This window comes from Bacillus sp. YP1 (assembly GCF_000877815.1).
In the GTDB taxonomy this organism is placed as follows: Bacteria; Bacillota; Bacilli; order Bacillales; family Bacillaceae; genus Bacillus; species Bacillus subtilis.
In genome coordinates this window covers 241,667-259,002 of the sequence record NZ_CP010014.1, presented here as the reverse complement: position 1 = coordinate 259,002, position 17,336 = coordinate 241,667, and the positions used below count along the sequence as shown (strand labels likewise).

15 protein-coding genes and 1 riboswitch are annotated in these 17,336 nt (G+C 45.8%); of the genes, 2 read left to right on the top strand and 13 right to left on the bottom strand.

The features are described 5' to 3' along the window. Nucleotides 1-26: 26 nt before the first annotated feature. The 8 genes from kimA to lrpC form a co-directional block, all read right to left on the bottom strand. Nucleotides 27-1,850 carry a potassium transporter KimA gene (kimA, locus tag QF06_RS01135; protein ID WP_003246693.1) on the bottom strand — a complete coding sequence of 608 codons (1,824 nt, stop codon included), beginning with the start codon at nt 1,848-1,850 and terminating at the stop codon, nt 27-29. A 196-nt stretch (nt 1,851-2,046) separates the two neighbouring features. Beyond that, nucleotides 2,047-2,190, bottom strand: a riboswitch (cyclic di-AMP (ydaO/yuaA leader). 135 nt (nt 2,191-2,325) lie between these two features. Continuing rightward, nucleotides 2,326-4,437 carry a cellulose biosynthesis cyclic di-GMP-binding regulatory protein BcsB gene (locus QF06_RS01130; RefSeq protein WP_003246598.1) on the bottom strand — a complete coding sequence of 704 codons (2,112 nt, stop codon included), beginning with the start codon at nt 4,435-4,437 and terminating at the stop codon, nt 2,326-2,328. A gap of 5 nt (nt 4,438-4,442) precedes the next feature. Further along, nucleotides 4,443-5,705 (bottom strand): glycosyltransferase family 2 protein, encoded by a 1,263-nt coding sequence (locus QF06_RS01125; RefSeq protein WP_003246697.1) that lies wholly within the window; start codon nt 5,703-5,705, stop codon nt 4,443-4,445. Further along, nucleotides 5,698-7,407 carry a DUF2334 domain-containing protein gene (locus tag QF06_RS01120; protein WP_010886408.1) on the bottom strand — a complete coding sequence of 570 codons (1,710 nt, stop codon included), beginning with the start codon at nt 7,405-7,407 and terminating at the stop codon, nt 5,698-5,700. The genes QF06_RS01125 and QF06_RS01120 overlap by 8 nt, the downstream gene beginning before the upstream one ends. A gap of 10 nt (nt 7,408-7,417) precedes the next feature. Continuing rightward, the gene (epsK, locus tag QF06_RS01115) at nt 7,418-8,269 is read right to left on the bottom strand and encodes a cyclic-di-GMP receptor EpsK (RefSeq protein ID WP_003246541.1); all 852 of its coding nucleotides are present in this window, start codon (nt 8,267-8,269) and stop codon (nt 7,418-7,420) included. Continuing rightward, nucleotides 8,250-9,338 (bottom strand): lipoprotein, encoded by a 1,089-nt coding sequence (locus tag QF06_RS01110; protein WP_003246551.1) that lies wholly within the window; start codon nt 9,336-9,338, stop codon nt 8,250-8,252. The genes epsK and QF06_RS01110 overlap by 20 nt, the downstream gene beginning before the upstream one ends. Before the next feature lie 202 nt (nt 9,339-9,540). After that, a complete protein-coding gene (locus tag QF06_RS01105) occupies nt 9,541-11,724 on the bottom strand; it encodes a DNA topoisomerase III (protein WP_003246684.1) in 2,184 nt (727 codons plus the stop codon). Nucleotides 11,725-11,788: 64 nt separating this feature from the next. Continuing rightward, on the bottom strand, nt 11,789-12,223 hold the full coding sequence (gene lrpC / locus QF06_RS01100; protein WP_003246585.1) for a transcriptional regulator LrpC: 435 nt from the start codon (nt 12,221-12,223) through the stop codon (nt 11,789-11,791). Between the two features lie 184 nt (nt 12,224-12,407). On the opposite strand from lrpC, the gene QF06_RS01095 reads away from it, so the two are divergent. Next, on the top strand, nt 12,408-12,698 hold the full coding sequence (locus QF06_RS01095) for a DUF3817 domain-containing protein (protein ID WP_003246602.1): 291 nt from the start codon (nt 12,408-12,410) through the stop codon (nt 12,696-12,698). Between the two features lie 43 nt (nt 12,699-12,741). Here the strand turns inward: QF06_RS01095 and amj are convergent, their stop codons facing one another. The 5 genes from amj to QF06_RS01070 form a co-directional block, all read right to left on the bottom strand. Continuing rightward, a complete protein-coding gene (gene amj / locus QF06_RS01090; protein ID WP_003234394.1) occupies nt 12,742-13,551 on the bottom strand; it encodes a lipid II flippase Amj in 810 nt (269 codons plus the stop codon). 505 nt (nt 13,552-14,056) lie between these two features. Then, nucleotides 14,057-14,479, bottom strand: a complete 423-nt coding sequence (locus tag QF06_RS01085; protein WP_003234396.1) for a pyridoxamine 5'-phosphate oxidase family protein — start codon at nt 14,477-14,479, stop codon at nt 14,057-14,059. 77 nt (nt 14,480-14,556) lie between these two features. After that, nucleotides 14,557-15,108, bottom strand: a complete 552-nt coding sequence (locus QF06_RS01080; protein WP_041850710.1) for a GNAT family N-acetyltransferase — start codon at nt 15,106-15,108, stop codon at nt 14,557-14,559. 87 nt (nt 15,109-15,195) lie between these two features. After that, nucleotides 15,196-15,699, bottom strand: a complete 504-nt coding sequence (lyxE, locus tag QF06_RS01075; protein WP_003234400.1) for a D-lyxose ketol-isomerase — start codon at nt 15,697-15,699, stop codon at nt 15,196-15,198. 15 nt (nt 15,700-15,714) lie between these two features. Continuing rightward, nucleotides 15,715-16,575: an SDR family oxidoreductase gene (locus QF06_RS01070; RefSeq protein ID WP_003234401.1), complete on the bottom strand. Its 861-nt coding sequence runs from the start codon at nt 16,573-16,575 to the stop codon at nt 15,715-15,717. Between the two features lie 155 nt (nt 16,576-16,730). On the opposite strand from QF06_RS01070, the gene QF06_RS01065 reads away from it, so the two are divergent. Further along, nucleotides 16,731-17,327: a class I SAM-dependent methyltransferase gene (locus QF06_RS01065; protein ID WP_038827745.1), complete on the top strand. Its 597-nt coding sequence runs from the start codon at nt 16,731-16,733 to the stop codon at nt 17,325-17,327. The last annotated feature ends 9 nt before the right edge of the window (nt 17,328-17,336 follow it).

Sequence of the window (17,336 nt, the reverse complement as noted above, 5' to 3'; positions counted from 1 at the left end):
AAGGTGATTCCCTTGGTCCTAGAGCTTTACTTTTTAAAATGATACGGCAGTGTGGCAACCATTATGTCCTTTTTCCAGAACAGCCGGACTCTGAGGAGGAAGGCCGATTGGTTGTGAAGGATGGTGTGCCAGCGTTTTTTCGTTATAAATTGCGGAAACAGCACCATAACGGAAAACTGCTCCTTCTTCGCTTTTGCCTCAACTGTTTCCAAAAACTTATCAAACGGATGGACAAGGCTTCTGTAAGAGGAGTGAAGCGTCACGAGACGCACTCCGTTATTAAGCTCTTCCCAACGTTTTTCGAATTTCTTTTCCTGTTCTCTGTCAAATGACACGTGAACGGCGATCACCTGATCGGACAGTGATTTCGCATAGTGAATCGATTTTTGCACGACGGTGGTGACACCGGCCACAGGCACAATCACAACGGTGCCTTTGATTTCTTCCGGCTCTTTGTCTACGATGCGAAGCTGTTCACCAACCGCAGTATAGTGATTTTTAATCGCAAAAAACAGCAAAACGACGATAGGCATAAAGATTAACACAGGCCATACGACATTAAACTTCGTCACAAACAGAATGGATAGAACCATAAATGATATCAGAGCGCCGCAGGAGTTGATCAGCATTTTTCCGATCCAGCCTTTTGGTTTTTGCTTGATCCATTTCATGCACATGCCGGTTTGTGAAAGCGTAAATGGAATAAATACGCCCACAGCATATAACGGGATTAAGTGCTCCGTCTGTCCCCCGAATAAGATAATGAGAACAATGGAGGCAAAGCCTAAAAAGATAATCCCATTTGAGAAGCCTAAGCGGTCGCCCCTGACTGTAAACATTCGCGGCATATACTGGTCTCTCGCCAGGTTGAAGGCAAGCTGCGGGAAGGCTGAGAATCCCGTATTTGCCGCAAGAACCAAAATAAGCGATGTGACACCTTGGATGACATAGTAGAACACATTCCGCCCAAAGGTTTCGGACGCAATTTGTGAAACCACTGTTTCATCAGGTTTCGGCGCCGTACCATACCCGTACGCGAGAACCGTGATGCCGGAAAACAGAATCGCCAGCAAAATCCCCATCATCGCAAGCGTTCTTGCCGCGTTTCGCGCAGGCGGGTTTTTGAATGCAGGAATCGCATTAGAAATGGCCTCAACCCCGGTCAACGCTGAGCATCCGGAGGAAAAAGCCTTAAGCAGCAAAAATAGCGTAATGCCGGCTACAGGTGTGCCGAGCGATGTATGATGGGCTGGCTGGTCTATTTGTCCTGTCATAAGTTTAAACAACCCGACTGCAATGAGAACCAAAAGCGCCACCACAAACAGATAAACCGGGTAGGCAAGTATGGATGCTGATTCCGAAAGCCCGCGCAGGTTCAAAATCATAATCACTAACACGAGAAAAATAGCGATCGGCACATGATAATCATGCAATGCAGGAAAGGCTGACGTGATGGCATCCGTGCCTGCGGAAATACTTACCGCTACTGTTAAAATATAATCAACAAGCAATGAACCGCCCGCAATCAATCCCGGTTTTTCACCGAGATTTTCTTTAGAAACGATATACGCCCCGCCGCCCTGCGGATAAGCGTAAATAATTTGCCTGTATGAAAGAATCAGTGCGAGCAGCAAGATGAGAACGCCAACCGCAATCGGAATGGAGTACCAAAATGCGGCTGCACTGATTGTTGCCAAAATGATTAGAATTTGTTCTGTCCCATATGCGACAGATGACAGCGCATCTGAGGAAAGCATAGCCAAGGCTTTTAATTTCGTCAGTTTTTGCTCTCCAGCTGCTTGGGATTTTAGTGGTTTCCCAATCAAAAAACGTTTGATTGAATGATACATCGATGTCTTCCCCTTTTAATTTCTCATTTTTCAATTAAAACAATAAAACATCCATCAGTGTCTTGCTCTCACATGTTGATGATAGTCCTTTCTGCTATGATGTCTCTGTATGCGATTTGCATTCAAAAATGAACAACAAAAAACACAGAGGCAAACGGATGCCCCTGTGCCATAACATCGAACACAGGTTTCATTCATCTCCTCTCACGAACGCTTACGAGGTTAGCTGACGGATTCGGGCATATGAGAGTTAGCCCTACCTAAAAAGGATTCACCCCAACGGCAAAAAGCCGTTCTATTGGGTCCCCCGCTCTGATTTCAGATTAAGCGATTTGTTTTCTAAAAGAGATCATACTCCCGTTCCCGCACGTTGTAAAGAGGCTTATTGGCTGAGAGAAAAAAATAAAATGACAGGTTCCACAAATGGAATTTACTTACCAAAAATAAAAAAACAGAGGCTAAAATCGCCTCTGTTTTATTCTGTATCTGTCTTTCTTTTTTTGCGTCTTACGGCAATCCAAATGAACACTGCCGCAACCACCATAATGAGTGCCAGCACACCAATATACATCCATTTCTGGCTATGATCCTGTGTTGGTTGTTCTGCATCGGAACTGTTTGTTTCCGATTTGAGCTGCTGGTGGTTTGTAAACACCTGCTGGCTGTTTGTTTCATTAAGGACGGTTGCCGACTCATCGTTGCTGTTCAGATAACTGATGATCTCTTTTGTGACAGCCGTGCCATCTCCTTTTGACGGTGCAAAGACAGCCATTGTATAGCGTGAATCCCAAACCGATGCTTGGGTAAATACCACTTGTTTTGTCGTCTCATTCAGCATCTCGAAACTAGATACATCAAACGAGCCGTTCTTTTCCTGCGGCACAAGCAGATCTGATGATTTCTCCTTCAGAAGAGAAAATTGATTGATCCCTCCTATGAAAATGAGGTTTCGTCCTTTCGCATCATTTGCTGTAACGTCAGATGATTTCTTTACCGTATATGAATGCTGTGCTTCGTTGCCAAAGGATTCTGTTACGAGAGAAAGCTCCTCTAGCTTCGATTGGCTTACGGTGTCAGGAAGCACGATTAACGTTGTTTGATCCTGGTTTCCGGCGTAAGGCAGCGGCCACTCTTGAAAATCCGCTGACGGGGACATGCCTTTGATGGCGTATGATAATGTACTGTTTTTATCGATAAAAACCCACTTTTCTTCATCAGTGGTGTTACAAGGGTTGTTTTCCTTTAAACCGGTCGTGACGAACTGAATATCAATGTAGCGGTTTTTTTGCAGCAGCTTAGGGTCCACTTTCACTGTGACATGATAGAATCCGTTTTTATCTTCTTTTCCTAATTCATCAAGCCGGACCGAGTGCGGCTGGCCGTTGATCATCACTTTCAGTTCTGCAGCCTGAGAGGCTGACTCGTTTTCAGCCGTTGAGGCTTGAATCGTTTCAGACTTTTTCAGTTTAAGCGACAGCTTCGCCGATTGGTTTTCATCTAAAACAGCCGAAGCCGGATAAAAATAATGTGCTGAAGATGTTTTGTCGGCTCCAATTGTGATATCACCCGCTCCAAAATTCTCAAGGGTCAGCTTATCGCTTTCTTTTTTTTCAGTCTGCTGAAGCTTGCTGATTGAAAGTGTATCGCCGCTGAGCTGGCCTGTATATGTCTGATCTGTCATCACGCTGATTTTTTTTGTGAGCGCGTCCTCGGACGCCGCTTGCGCAAACAGAACCGGCTGCTGTTTGCCCTCTGCTTTCAGCACCCGCTCCGCAAGCAGAAGGTTTTCTCCTTTTGCCTGTAGCCCGGCTTGTTTCAACAGTTTTTTCACTTTGCCGTTCCAATGCTTGTCCACGCCGATAACAATCGTCGGCTTATCGATTTTTTTCAGTTCAGATTCCGTGACATACGCAATACTGACACTGCTGTCCACCGTTTTCAAATAGCCTTCTGTTTTAACAGCAGCTTCTATTTCTGCTGAACTTGGGTTATCCGGAATGACGATAGCTGTTTCTTCCGCTGTATTTCCAGATTGGGCGAAAGGATACGGATAATGGTCCAGCGACGTTCCCTTCGCTTCACTGCTGTCAGCAAGTGTCAGCCGGCTGTCCGGATAAATTTTGATCCAGTTGCCTGATGTATCCTGTCTGACGCACACGCCCTCTTTCATTACGCCGTAGAATTTCAGCGATACGTTGTGATAGCCTTGCGCAGACTGGCTTTTATTCAGATTCAGCTTCACTGTTTTCCGTTTGGAATCACCATCAAGCTTTAACGTCTTGACCGGTTCATCATCAATGACAACCGTTAACGATGATGGAGAAATTAAAAGATTTGATGCCTCGTATTCGATTACCAATTGCTGATTGCCCGAAGAGGCGCCTGCCGGGATCTGATACGTCAGCTCTGCGCTGTCTTTTGATCCATACAGTGTAATCAGCTCGCTTGTCAGCACCTGCTGTTTGGCTTGTTCTTGGCTGCTTTTCCCAAGGAGCGAACCGCTGACCTGTACGTCTTTGGCAAGAGCCGTTTGTCCAGTCATCGCCAGCAGCATGAAGCTTGTGAGAAAAATCATTATTTGTTTCAAAAAGGTCACCCGCTTTTATGTTGATTGTATCGTTCTGTCTTGTACCATTTGACCTCTTGCTTGAATAAACGGTGCTTGATTTCTACGAATAAAGAGTAGATAACAAGCACAATCCATGCCTGCGAGTATGTGAAGTACATGAGAAATACGATAAAAAAGTTTTGCTTGTTCATTTCTGTTTTTTCAATGCTCAACGTAATCATGACCTCTGTCATAAATAAGAAAAACGCCAAAATCCAGAGAATCATTGCCAAAAATCCAACAGACAAATGCAAATCATAAAACAAATTCACTACAAAAATCGCATTTGACATGATCACGCCAAAGAAAAACAGGAAGTACGTAAAGAAAAAATAAAACAAATCAAAGATAATCCGTTTTCGTTTCAGCTTAAAAAACTGCGCCAAAAATTTGAGCACGACATATTGATTGCCGCGCGCCCATCGGGTGCGCTGGCGCCACCATACCTTCCATGTTTCCGGTTCCTGCTCCCACGTGATGGCGGCAGGGAAAAAGCGGATGTGATAGCCGAGATTATATACCCGGATGGTCAGCTCAGTATCCTCAGCGAGCGCTTTGTCATCCCAGCCTCCGAGCTTTTCGATAATGCTTCTGCGGATCGCGAAGTTGGTGCCTGGGATCGTGGCGATTTTGAACCACTTCCATCTGCCTCCCTGGGCCATCCACTGAAAACAGATCGTTTCGATATTAATAAACCTCGTCAGCAGCGTCTTTGCCGCATTGATGACGCGGAATTTCCCTACCACGGCGCCTGCCTTTTCGTCATTCATCAGGCCGAGCACGAGGTAATACACGGCCATTTTCTCAGGCGTGTTGTCGGCGTCATACACACAGATCACATCGCCGTTCGATTCGGCAAAACCCGAGTTAAGTGCAGAGGATTTTCCTTTTCCTGCATTTGGCGGCTTCGTAATCACCATTTTGATGAAATCGTATTTCTCGGAAAATTCATTGACGATATCACCCGTCCGGTCTGATGAATTATCATTAACGACGATAATCTCCAGCCGGTCCTTCGGATAATAAAGGTTGACCATGGCCTTCAGCGTCTGCCGAATCACAACCTCTTCGTTATGCGCCGGGATGAGGACGCTGACCTTCGGCAGTTCCTTCATATTTTCTCTCCACTTCGGGATATTCCGTTCGAAGGTCATATAGTGGCGAAACCCGCCCTGCATGAGGAACATGTGGTAGAGAAGCATAACCCATATTAAACTTAGCGAGATAAAGAACAGCGTATTACCCAAGGCTTCTTCTCTCCTTAAAAATTCGTTTTTTCAATGTGGCTCTCAAGTAAAACGTATAACTGACAAACATGATGACAAATAAGAGCACAACAGCGGAGAGAATCCATAACGCCTTTTCCAGAGGGGTTTGCCGGTGATGATCGAAAAACTCGTAAATGGGGCTTACGCCGTTTTTCACCTGAATCGTTCCGTCACCGCTTGTATGAATTTCCACTTTGTCTGTTTTGACGGTTTGTTTCGTTTTCTTTAAATCAAGCCATTCACTGTCTGGAATGCGTTCCATCTGATCAACCAGCTCAGGCAGATATTTCATCCCAAGGTACGGGTGATAAAATCCTCCGGCTACTCCGCCTTCAAAATCAATCATCTGGGAGATATGCTCCTCCATCTCACCGAGCGGGTTTTGCTTCGATGTGTCGACAAAGCCGATCGTTTCCGGATAAAGCGTCATTCCGTGCAGCATCGAAGGAGCAGTCACAAACGGAGGTGCACCGGATGTTTTCCATGTTGTGCTGCTGAGCTGGACCTGGCCGAAAATGCTTGTAAAATACTGCGAGGCGATTTGATAGCCATATTCGGACATCGTGTAATGCGGCGCTTCAAACGCCAGCGGGTAAAGACCCGATGATGTCAAATCCTCAATGGCACGCGTCAGTTTTTGTTTTGTATACGTTTCTTCCTTTTCCCGAAATGGTTCAAGATAGCTGTGATAGGCTTGTTCGTTCGGGAAGTCCTGTTCTTTCTCCAAAATGGACGGGGGGTCTTCGGCATTTCCGGATGTAATCGGCTGATCCGCCTTTGCATCCCAAAATTCAAATCCCTCTCCTGTTTCACTGTAGCGATAAGCGTGAGTATAGCCGTGAACTATGATACTGCCGCCCATGCTTTGCAGCTTCTTCAGCACCTTGACCATCTTCGGTTGATTAGACAAATACACTTTGTCGCCTGTTTCCGGATTCAAGTAAACCGGAATGACCGCCAGGATAAAAGGAATATGCCGCTTATGCAGGTATGTACCGGCTTGAAGCAGCAGTTTTTCATCAGACATCGGGCTGATATCCTCGAGACGCAAATACAATAACGTCGTCCCCGCCTTCTCTCCGAAAGCTTCTCTGAGCTGTTTCGCCACGATCAAATTGTCATTTAACAAATTTGTTAATCCAATGTACACATTCCCTTTTTTTGTTTTCCATATAAAAGAATGCGTTGTGCCTTCATCCGCTTTGAAGGTGTAAAGCGCCGTTCCTTTCAGGCCTGATACACTCAGCACGTTAAGCCCGCTTTCCAGAGACACATCGGCCTTTTCTGACCTGCTGTGAACCTGAAACACATTTTCTTTGCGGGCTAATGAAAGCCCAGAAAATTGGCTGATTTGGCCTGCGTTATAGCCAATGGCGACAACCGGTTTTTTCACGCCGCTGATAAGAGACAGCAATTTTTGGCTGAGCTTTCTTTTCGTTTGGCCGTAATAAATCACATGGTCTTTCCCTTTGAAATCCGACGCTTCAACGTCTGAATCTTTTTTGACTGTCACATGGGATGTAAAGTGGCCCGCAAGCAAATCGAGCATTTTGACTTGTGACGACTCTTTGCCGTCCAAGGTTGAGTAGATGATGAGAATGCCGGCATCCTGATCTTTCGCTTGCGCAGAAACGGGAAAAGACGCAATAGCTGAAAATAGAAGCATCATGACGCATAGCAATGTGATTCCTTTATAGTTCATTCATCATCATCTCGTTTTCCAGTTCTTCTAAAAATTGATCAGCTGTTTGGATATCGTTGCGGTAGGGCAAATAGCAAACGTGGAACGTAAGCGACACATACTTTCCATTTTCCAGCTGATATGTATCCAATTGTTTCTTCAGCTTAGTCAGAACGGCCGGCATATGTTCAGCAGGCGTGTGCGTCAGCACGATCCCGATACGCTCGTCAGAGGGACGGAATTTCTTATCCGTTTCCCGAACGCTTGTCCTGATTTGCTGACCGACATATTGGAAGAGGCGGTCCGTTTCTTTTTCACCGTACAAAGACTTAAACTCTTTGAAATAATGCATATGGAGCAGCAAAAACACAAAAGAATTGCCGTAGCGCTCCGCCCGCTTGATTTCTTCTGAAAGTTCCAGCTTCATCCTTTGCTTGTTATCAAAACCAGTCACTCTGTCAACAGCAACATAGCTTTTAATTTCGGATTGAAGCCGTGTCATTGAGCGCCGAAGCTCTGCTGTAATATCGTGGATTCTTCCAGAAATAAAAGAAAACAGCAAAAGCGCGATTCCCCACACGACAAGCATTCGCAGCCCTTCCTCAGCCGGAAAGAGCGATGTCTGTCCAGTCTGGAAAAACATCATTAAGGTGCCGAGAACAAAGAGTACGATTAAGGTCACTGCCAGCGCGTAAATCGGGCCGAACCAGATGCCTGCGGCGATGACGCCAAATGTGATGCAAAGGATCAGAGCACCTTCTGATTGCTGGGCTGACACATAATAAATAAACAAAGACAGGGCCGCGATGAGCCCTGAAAAATAAGCAAATAATTTTTGTGATTCACTGAATGATATTTTCATTAAAAAGCTTCCTTTCGGCTAACAGCGGCAGCAGATTGTCAAATGAATGCGTCTGAGTGCCGCTCATATAGCCTCCATAATACGATTTCACCGGATCATGAATTTCAAAGTCATTCATTCTATCATATATGGCTTTGATGACAGAACTGTTTTCATGCTGTTTTGTCAAAAACAATACGGCTAAGGCATATACGGATGGAGACTCATATTGGACGGCAGGCTCCTTCGTATATGCCGAATACCGCCCGTACAGCTTTCCGTTTTTCTGAAATTCCTGCTTGATCCAGTCCGCTAAAACAGATGCTTTTTCATCCCCTTCCGGCAAATGCCAAGCAGCGTAAAGCTGATCAATCAGGTTGATTTCACTATCATATGTGTATTCCTTCGTCTCCGAGCTGTATGTCTTCGGCAGAAAGCCATTTTTTAAAGGAGCTGAATAGAGAACATTGGCATTCCGCTGTTCTGTTTCTTCGTCTATGATTCCATTCTTCTTTAAGACAGCTAAGGCATCAGGCATGACGTATGAAAGCGTCACATCCTTTGAAGCGGCCTGTGAGTCGTAAAAGTCTGTAAAAAACCCGTTGTTCATATTGTATGTCTTCAAAGACGTGCCGATATCCCTAGCCGTTTGCGCGTAGTCGCTGCGGCCCCATTTTGCGGCGGCTTGGTCAAGAGACAGCATAATTCTCATATCATCTATCAGCGCATTCGTCCCGCTCGCTTGGCCATTTTGAATCTTCCACGTCACCAAGTGATTGCTCATCAGAAATGAATCAGTCAGATGCTGATATTGATCCTGGAAATGTGGTGCGTCATTTTTGCTGAGCAGAAACTCCATCCACAGTCCGAGAGATTCCGACAAGTAAGAAGGCTGGTCTGAAAAATCGGTTTTGATCAGCCCTTTGTCATTCATTAAATTGTGATAGATGAAATATTCCGCCGGCTGGAGCGGGCTGGCATTCACTTCTGTCGCCGACTGATTTTGGGTCTTGTTTCCAGCTTCAGCACACCCTGCGGAAAGTCCGATAGATAAGAAGAATAAGATGACAGCAATTAGTACATGCCTCACAGGCAAATCCCCCTTTGTCGCCTGAAGCAAATCAGACGCTCACAAATAGTTATAGACGAAAATATGACTGCCATGTTACAAAGTACATTTACTATAAAAGAAAAAAAATGCAGATTGCTAGCTTTTTTTTCCCTTTTTGAACATTAAGAAAACAGGACCTAAGTCCAATAAAAAACCTGTGCGATAGGCACAGGTTTTTTTATTATTTATCCAAACCGAGTTTTTTCAGCTGTTCTGCCAGCGCGTTGTTAATCGGCTCATCTTTATTTTGTTTTTTCATATAAGAGGATACGTCCCGTTTGGTAGCACGCGCTTTGTCTTTGTTTTTTCGTTTTTCAAATACAGAGAGCTTTTCACGGTGACCGCACACACACGCAAAGGTTTGGCCCTCGCCTTGGCCGCGAAGCTCCATTCTTTTATGGCAATTTGGGCAGCGTGCGTTTGTTTTTCGGGCAATCGTTTTTCTGCTTCCGCATTCACGATCTTGGCACACGAGCATCGTCCCGCGTTTGCCGTTTACTTTCAGCATCATTTTGCCGCATTCCGGACATGCCGTTCCCGTAATGTTGTCATGTCGGAAGGTTTGGCTGCTGTTTTTGATTTCTTTTACCGTTTGGTGAGCGTAAGCCTTCATATCTTTAATAAAAACAGCCGATTTCAATTTGCCGGCCGCGATCGCAGACAGCTTTTGCTCCCATTCTGCTGTTAAGGCCGGTGATTTCAGATCCTCCGGAACAAGCTGCAGGAGCTGTTTTCCTTTAGATGTGATAAAAATATCTTGGCCTTTTTTCTCGATTAAAAAGCTGTTGAACAGTTTTTCAATAATGTCGGCACGCGTTGCCACCGTGCCGAGGCCGCCTGTTTCTCCAAGCGTTTTGACGAGGCCTTTTTCTTCTCCCTGCATAAACGCGCTTGGGTTTTCCATCGCTGACAGCAAGGTCCCTTCATTAAAGCGGGCAGGCGGCTTCGTTTGGCCGCTTGTTTCCGTTAACGTGCGGACGGCAAGTGTGTCGCCTTTTTGAAGCGCAGGAAGTGTCTGATCTCTGTCATCCTCCTGCTCATCATCCTCTTCCGCCATATCATAAACGGCTTTCCACCCTTGCGACTGCACGGTTTTGCCTTTCGCCGTAAAGGTTTCTCCGCCGATTTCTGCGATGACCTTTGTTTCCTCATATTCGAATGCAGGCATTAATACAGCCAGGAAACGTTTCGCAATCAGGTCATACAGCTTTCGTTCTTTATCACTCAGACTGCTGAGAACGAGCGGCTCTTCGGTCGGGATAATCGCGTGGTGGTCTGACACCTTCGCGTCATTGACATATCCTTTATGAGATTTAATGCCGCGTTTTTTAATTTGGCTGACATATTGGGCATACGGTTTTACTTCCATGCCTTCCAGACGGTCTTTTAACGTCGGGACGATGTCACTGGATAAAAATCTAGAGTCCGTCCGCGGATATGTGACGAGCTTATGCTGCTCATATAGCTTCTGCAGGACAGAAAGCGTTTCTTTGGCAGAAAAACCGAAGCGCTTGTGGGCGTCACGCTGGAGCTCCGTTAAATCATAAAGCGCAGGCGCAAAGCTTTTTTTCGCTGTTTTTTTCAGCTCAGCTACGACCGCTTGCTTTCCTTGGAGATTTTTTAGCAAACGGCTTGTTACATCTTGATTGAACGTTCTCGTCTGCTTTGATTTCTTATCCTGCCACGTCAGCGTCATGCCGTCGACTGCAGCACGTATGCCGTAATACGGAACGGGCGTAAACGCCTGAATGTCTGCCTCGCGCTTTGCAATCATGGCAAGCGTCGGAGTCTGCACACGCCCGCATGAGAGCTGGGCATTGAATTTTGTGGTAAGTGCACGGGTGGCGTTGATCCCCACAATCCAATCCGCTTCCGCTCTGGCGACGGCAGAATGGTACAGGTTTTCATATTCTTTGCCGCTGCGCAGCTTTTGAAAACCTTCCTTGATCGCTTTATCCGTCACAGATGAAATCCACAGCCGCTTGATTGGTTTTCGGACATTCGCTTTCTCAATGATCCAGCGCGCAACAAGCTCACCTTCCCGGCCTGCGTCAGTCGCGATGACAATCTGATTGACGTCTTTACGGGTAAGCTGGGATTTGACTGCATTGAACTGCTTTCCGGTTTTTTTTATCACCACAAGCTTCAAGGGTTCTGGGATAATCGGCAGATCCTCTAGGCGCCATGATTGAAATTCTTTTCCGTAGCCTTCCGGATCAGCAAGCGTCACCAAATGGCCTAAAGCCCAAGTCACAATATATTGATCGCCTTCGAGATAACCGTTTCCTTTTTTATGGCACTTCAGTACCCGGGCTAAATCCCGGCCGACTGAAGGTTTTTCAGCTAATACAACTGTTTTTGACATGCTTGATCACTTCTCTTTCTTTCACGCTCATCCTGTTATTATAACAGACTTCGCGCGGCACTCTCTAACCGCGCCCGTTTTTCGTGTCAATTTCTGAGAAAATGACGTGAGTGACGGTTTGCGCGTAGGGCGATGTTTTGTTAATGAAATCTTCTACCGCTTCGAGGCTTTCGGCATTGATTTTCAGCATATAGCAGGCTGCACCCGCAATCCGGTAGCAAAATTCAATATTCGGCAATGTTTGAATATAGCTTTTGAACCGCTCATAATCCGCGTTTTTAACGGTTGCTTCCACAATGCAGGAAACGGGAAGCCCCAGTTTTTTCTGGTCGACCTCCAGCGTGTATTGCTTGATGATGCCAAACGATTCAAGCTGTCTTACCCGTTCTGTTACAGATGGAGGCGACAGCTTAATTTTTCTGCCTAATTCCCTCATCGACAAACGGCTGTCCTTCTTCAGCTCCTCAATGATATTCAGATCAATCTGGTCAAGTTTCATTTCAACATCCTTCTTTTTTGATTTTGTACACATTATCTCGGGTATTTTTGTAAATGACAAGTACAGTTCCCTAGAAAAGGCATGTAAAAATGAATGTTTTCCGAACATTTTTTGAAAGCTGTCATATGCCCCCCCGGATTGTTTATAGTATAAAATGAAAACGTGTCCACAAGGAGGGCGATTTATGCTGCACACGCCGATCGGAAGACTTCGCACGATGGGTTTTATTGAAGGAATGTCACTCTTAATCCTGTTGTTCATCGCTATGCCGCTTAAATATTGGGCAGGCCTTCCGCTTGCGGTGACAATTGTCGGTTCGGTTCACGGCGGGTTGTTCATTTTGTATTTGCTTGTCTTGGCTTATGCAACCTTCTCTGTCAAATGGCCGCTGAAATGGTCAGCTGCCGGCTTCATCGCCGCTTTCGTCCCATTCGGAAATTTTTTGTACGACCGCGGATTAAGGAACTATAAATAAGGAAGCGCAAAAAGGCTGGATCTTTATGATCCAGCCTTTCTTATTAAAACCACTTTGTCAGCCACGCGATATAGTAGGCCCCGGGAATAAACATGAGCTGGGCGAGGAGTGTGCCCGCCACCCTTGATGTGACCATTGTGACAGAGGTCCATTTTAAATAGATATAGCTTCGTTTTCCTTTTGCCACATCATCAGCAAGAACGGATACCTTAGGATCAACAAAAATAGCCAGCAGCATCGTTGCAATTCCGTTGATCAAACCCGAAGCCATGACGGCTGTCGTGCTGCGCTCCGGCGCCAAAAGGCCTGCGTATAAAGCCGAAAGCACACCAATCGTATAAATCGATGTGATCAGCATGTTGATGACAAACAAACGCTTCGGAATCAAGCGCATATGAAATCCTTTTACATATGAAATGGACGGCAGACGCAAATAGGAAAGGGCATTTTTGAATCCTTGTTTCGAGAATCCCTTTCGGAATACTTGAAAAACGGAGCCGCCGCCGCCCGCCAAGTGAATAATCGCCCGTGAAAAAAGAGCGACAAAAGACGGGAGCAGGATAATGCCCAAAATGGTGCCAACTGTCGATCCGAAAATTAAAAAGCGGAACTGCTCCCCTACAATCGCCAGTGCGTTTTTTCCAGCATCATCAATTAAATGCCCGGTAAAGGGCTGCTGCACCATGTTCGACATTCTGGATACGATGACCATGACATTAAACAGAGAAAGCGCGGACGCAATAAATCCAACGCGGGCCCCGGAAAGCCTTGTGGCATAGGCTAAAGTTTCTATCGAGTGAATCAGCAATAAAAAACAAAAAATAAAAAGTACTTGTGTTGTAATGACATGCACGTTATTCTTCCTCCAATTTCATCCTAGAGATAAGACTGGAATGAAGACAAGGAGGTTTCAGTACGATGTGTTTTTTGCAATAAAAAAACCGTCCGGCGTACGCCGGGCGGTTTGTCTTATTCTTTTCTATACGCAAATAAAGATTATATCATCCGCCAAGTCAGGCGGGTTAGATTCATAAAGCATTGTTCCGAAGAATCATTCTGGAAAGTAAACACCATGGAAATTTCTTGAACACAAGACAACGAAAGCCCTACCTCTCAATCGTCACTGCGGCTCCGAAGCCGCGCCGGTGTGAATTGTAAAACAAAAAAGTCTTTTTTCCATCTCATCGTTAGGGGCGATTTGTTATGAAGGAAAAGAATAAGGGCAGCTGGTTATGCTGCTTGGGAAGCGGTAAGCTTCTCTCTCAAAACAGAAAAAAGAAGTTTACTTTCTTTTTTATTTGCTTATTTTTCTTACTAGCTATTCATAATAACATATCGCCCTTGAAAACACAAATTTTTTATAGTTCGAGTGAGACCGGTGTTTTCTCCCCGGCATTCATTAATCTGATATCCTCCGGTTCAATTTCAAGAATCACCAGATTCGGGTCATCCTTGCCGTCAAACCAGCGCTCTAATTTGGAACTCCATATTTTGTCCTTGAGTTCTGCCGAATTGTTGATTTTGGCTTTTCCGGCAACTTCGACATATGCGTCGCCAAAACCTTCACAATCATAGCCTAATAAAATGTGGACATTGGGGTTGTTCTCAATTTCTTCCGCTTTATGAGTTTCCTTGCTTGTCGGTGTGTAAATCGTCAGCCCGTCATGGAAAAAAGTCATGTAGCGGGAATGCGGTTTGCCCTTTTGAACTGTTGCGAGCGAACCTACTTTATGGTGATCTAGAACATCAAGCACTTTTTGTTTAATGTCTTGCTGATTCATCTCGAATCACTCCTTTTTAACGTCTCCGCTGTTACTTTTCCACATCCGGGGAAGATTTAAACAAGAAAGTGTGCTCTTTATTTTTCGCCTTCCCATTCACGCTTTAACAGACTGTAGTAGACGAGGTCGTGATGCATGCCATTTACGTATAAGCCGTCCCGTGCCCTGCCTTCCTCTAGAAACCCGAGCCGCTCCGGAATCGCTCTGCTTTTTTCGTTTCCGACAGCCGCACAAATCGCCACACGATTCAGCTCAAGCTCTTCAAAAGCATACGTAATAAGTTTTCGGCAGGCAGCTGTAATAATGCCTTTCCCTTCAAAGTCTTTAGCAATCCAATATCCGATTTCAGCCTTTCGATTCACTTGATCAAGGTTATGCAGGCTGATCATGCCGCATAGGCTGCCGTCATAAAGGAGCCCCGCCTCAATGCCGTTCAGGTCGGCATACTGGCGCCGCCAATCTGGAATGATGGTTTCTCTGTACGTTTCAGCGCTGCTTGGATTTTCTGCAAAAAACAGCCACTGGCCGAGCCGCTGCTGATTTTGGATAATGAGTTCGGCCAGCCGCTCAGCATCCTTCGGCTCCAATAATCGGATGGTGATGTGCTCATTTACCTTGCAAGTGAACATTACCTCGCCCTCTTTCCTTTTTCACCCATTATATCGATGATTCTGTTTTTTTCAATACAAAAAAGGATGGGCTGCTAAGCCTCATCCTTATATTCTTGGATCGGTAAAGATATCATGTTTATCCGTGCTCGTCGATGACATTTCCGTCACGACAGCACCTTCTTCCCCAGCCTGGAACCAATGCTTTGTGTTTGGTGGAATCGTGTATTGCCCGCCCGGTTCTAGCTCAATTTCGTGCCAGACCGTATAGTGTTCTCTGTCTTCCTGAGGAGGGAGAACTTTTGGAAGCGGCGTTTTTTCTCCTTCTACGTAAAGATACACTTTTCCGTAGCGGCAGCGGAAGGTCTCCTGCTTGCCTTCCTGGCCGTCGACCGGCGGATGGCGGTGTTCCGGGCAAGTCTGTCCCGGAAACAGCACCAATTCCTTTGAGCAATAACGGTCTGTATTGACGTAGACGAAGAGCTGGAGCCCGACTTTTCTTTCTTTTCCTAAGCCGTAATCCATCAGCTGGATTTGGTCTACTTCCTCGTCCGTTAATACAATCCCTGCTTTTTGATAGTAGCTGTTCACTTCTTCTTTCGTGATGCCCATATGTCTCACTCCCTCTTATGTCGTCACAAAGTTTCCGCCGTTGACATGCAGGGTCTGTCCTGTCATGTAAGAGGACTCATCTGATGCCAGAAGCACATAACAGCCGACGTGCTCAACAGGCTGTCCAGGACGGCCCATCGGCGTATCTTGCCCAAATTGAGCAACTGTTTCTTCAGGGAACGTAGCTGGGATTAGTGGCGTCCAAATTGGACCCGGCGCGACTGCATTTACACGGATGCCGTCTTTGACAAGCGCCTGCGCCATTGTTCTTGTAAAGGCATTGATCGCCCCTTTTGTCGCTGTATAATCAATCAGTGTCGGGTTCCCTACGTACGGGTTGATGGATGTCGTATTGATGATGGCGCTGCCCGGTTTCAGGTAATCAATTGCTTTTTTAGTCAAATAAAATTGAGAATAAAAATTTGTTTTGAATGTGCGGTGAAGCTGTTCGCTCGTAATATCTTTGATGCTTTCCTTCGGATGCTGTTCACCTGCATTGTTGACAAGGATGTCAAGGCCGCCTAGTTCCTTGACCGTTTTTTCAACCGCTTCATTGCAGAATTCCTCTTCACCTACGTCACCAGCAATCAGCAGGCATTTTACGCCTTCTTGTTCAACACGTTTCTTCGTCTTCTCAGCGTCTTCATGCTCATCCTTATACACAATGGCGATGTCTGCGCCTTCCTTTGCGTAAGCGACGGAAACCGCGCGTCCGATCCCGCTGTCGCCACCTGTAATAAGAGCTACTTTTCCTTTTAATTTGTCTGCTCCTTTATAATCCTCGTACTCATACACCGGACTCGGATTCATTTCGCTTTCAATTCCCGGCTGGCGACTTTGAGTTTGTGCCGGCAGTTCTTTTGGATAATTTGCCATGATGATTCTCCTCCTTTGTTTTCATGTCTATTTGTTGTGTACCTCACACACTCTTTGGATAAACATGGCGTAGCACCTTCGCATTGCTTTATCAGAAAAATGTTTCACATGGAACGCTTGGAGGAAATTAACTCAAAAAGGGGGTTGGTTGCTGAATGATTAACATGCTTTCTAGAAGATTCAGCAGGCCAAAGGGCGTCATCGGCATGATTGCCGGGTACATCATGGCTGCTGAAAATCAAACACTGAATCAGTGGACAATCAATCAGTTGGGTATCACGCGCGGGGACAGCATTTTAGAAGTCGGGTTTGGCCCGGGATACTGCATGCAGCAGATGCTGAAATGCGAGAAGGATGTTCATCTTCATGGGATTGATGTGTCAGAGGCCATGCTGAAGCTGGCCGCCCGCAGAGTGAAACCAAAGGGCGTACGCCTGATACAAGGAAGCATCGAGACATTTCCTCTCCCCGCCTCGTTTTATGATAAAGTGATTTCCGTTAACAACTACACCATTTGGAATGACCAAACAAAAGGCATGAAACAGATTTATCGGGCATTAAAGCCAGGTGGCAAAGCAGCCATTACGATGCAGCCGCGGGAAGCGGATGCCAGTCCTGAAAAAACCAAATCATTTGGAAGACAGATGATTGCTGACTTTAAAGCAGCCGGCTTCGAAGACATTGATATACAATTTAAGAACATTAAGCCTGAGCTTTCCGTCTGTGCAAGTGCAAAGAAGCCCGCCACATAAAGTGGACGG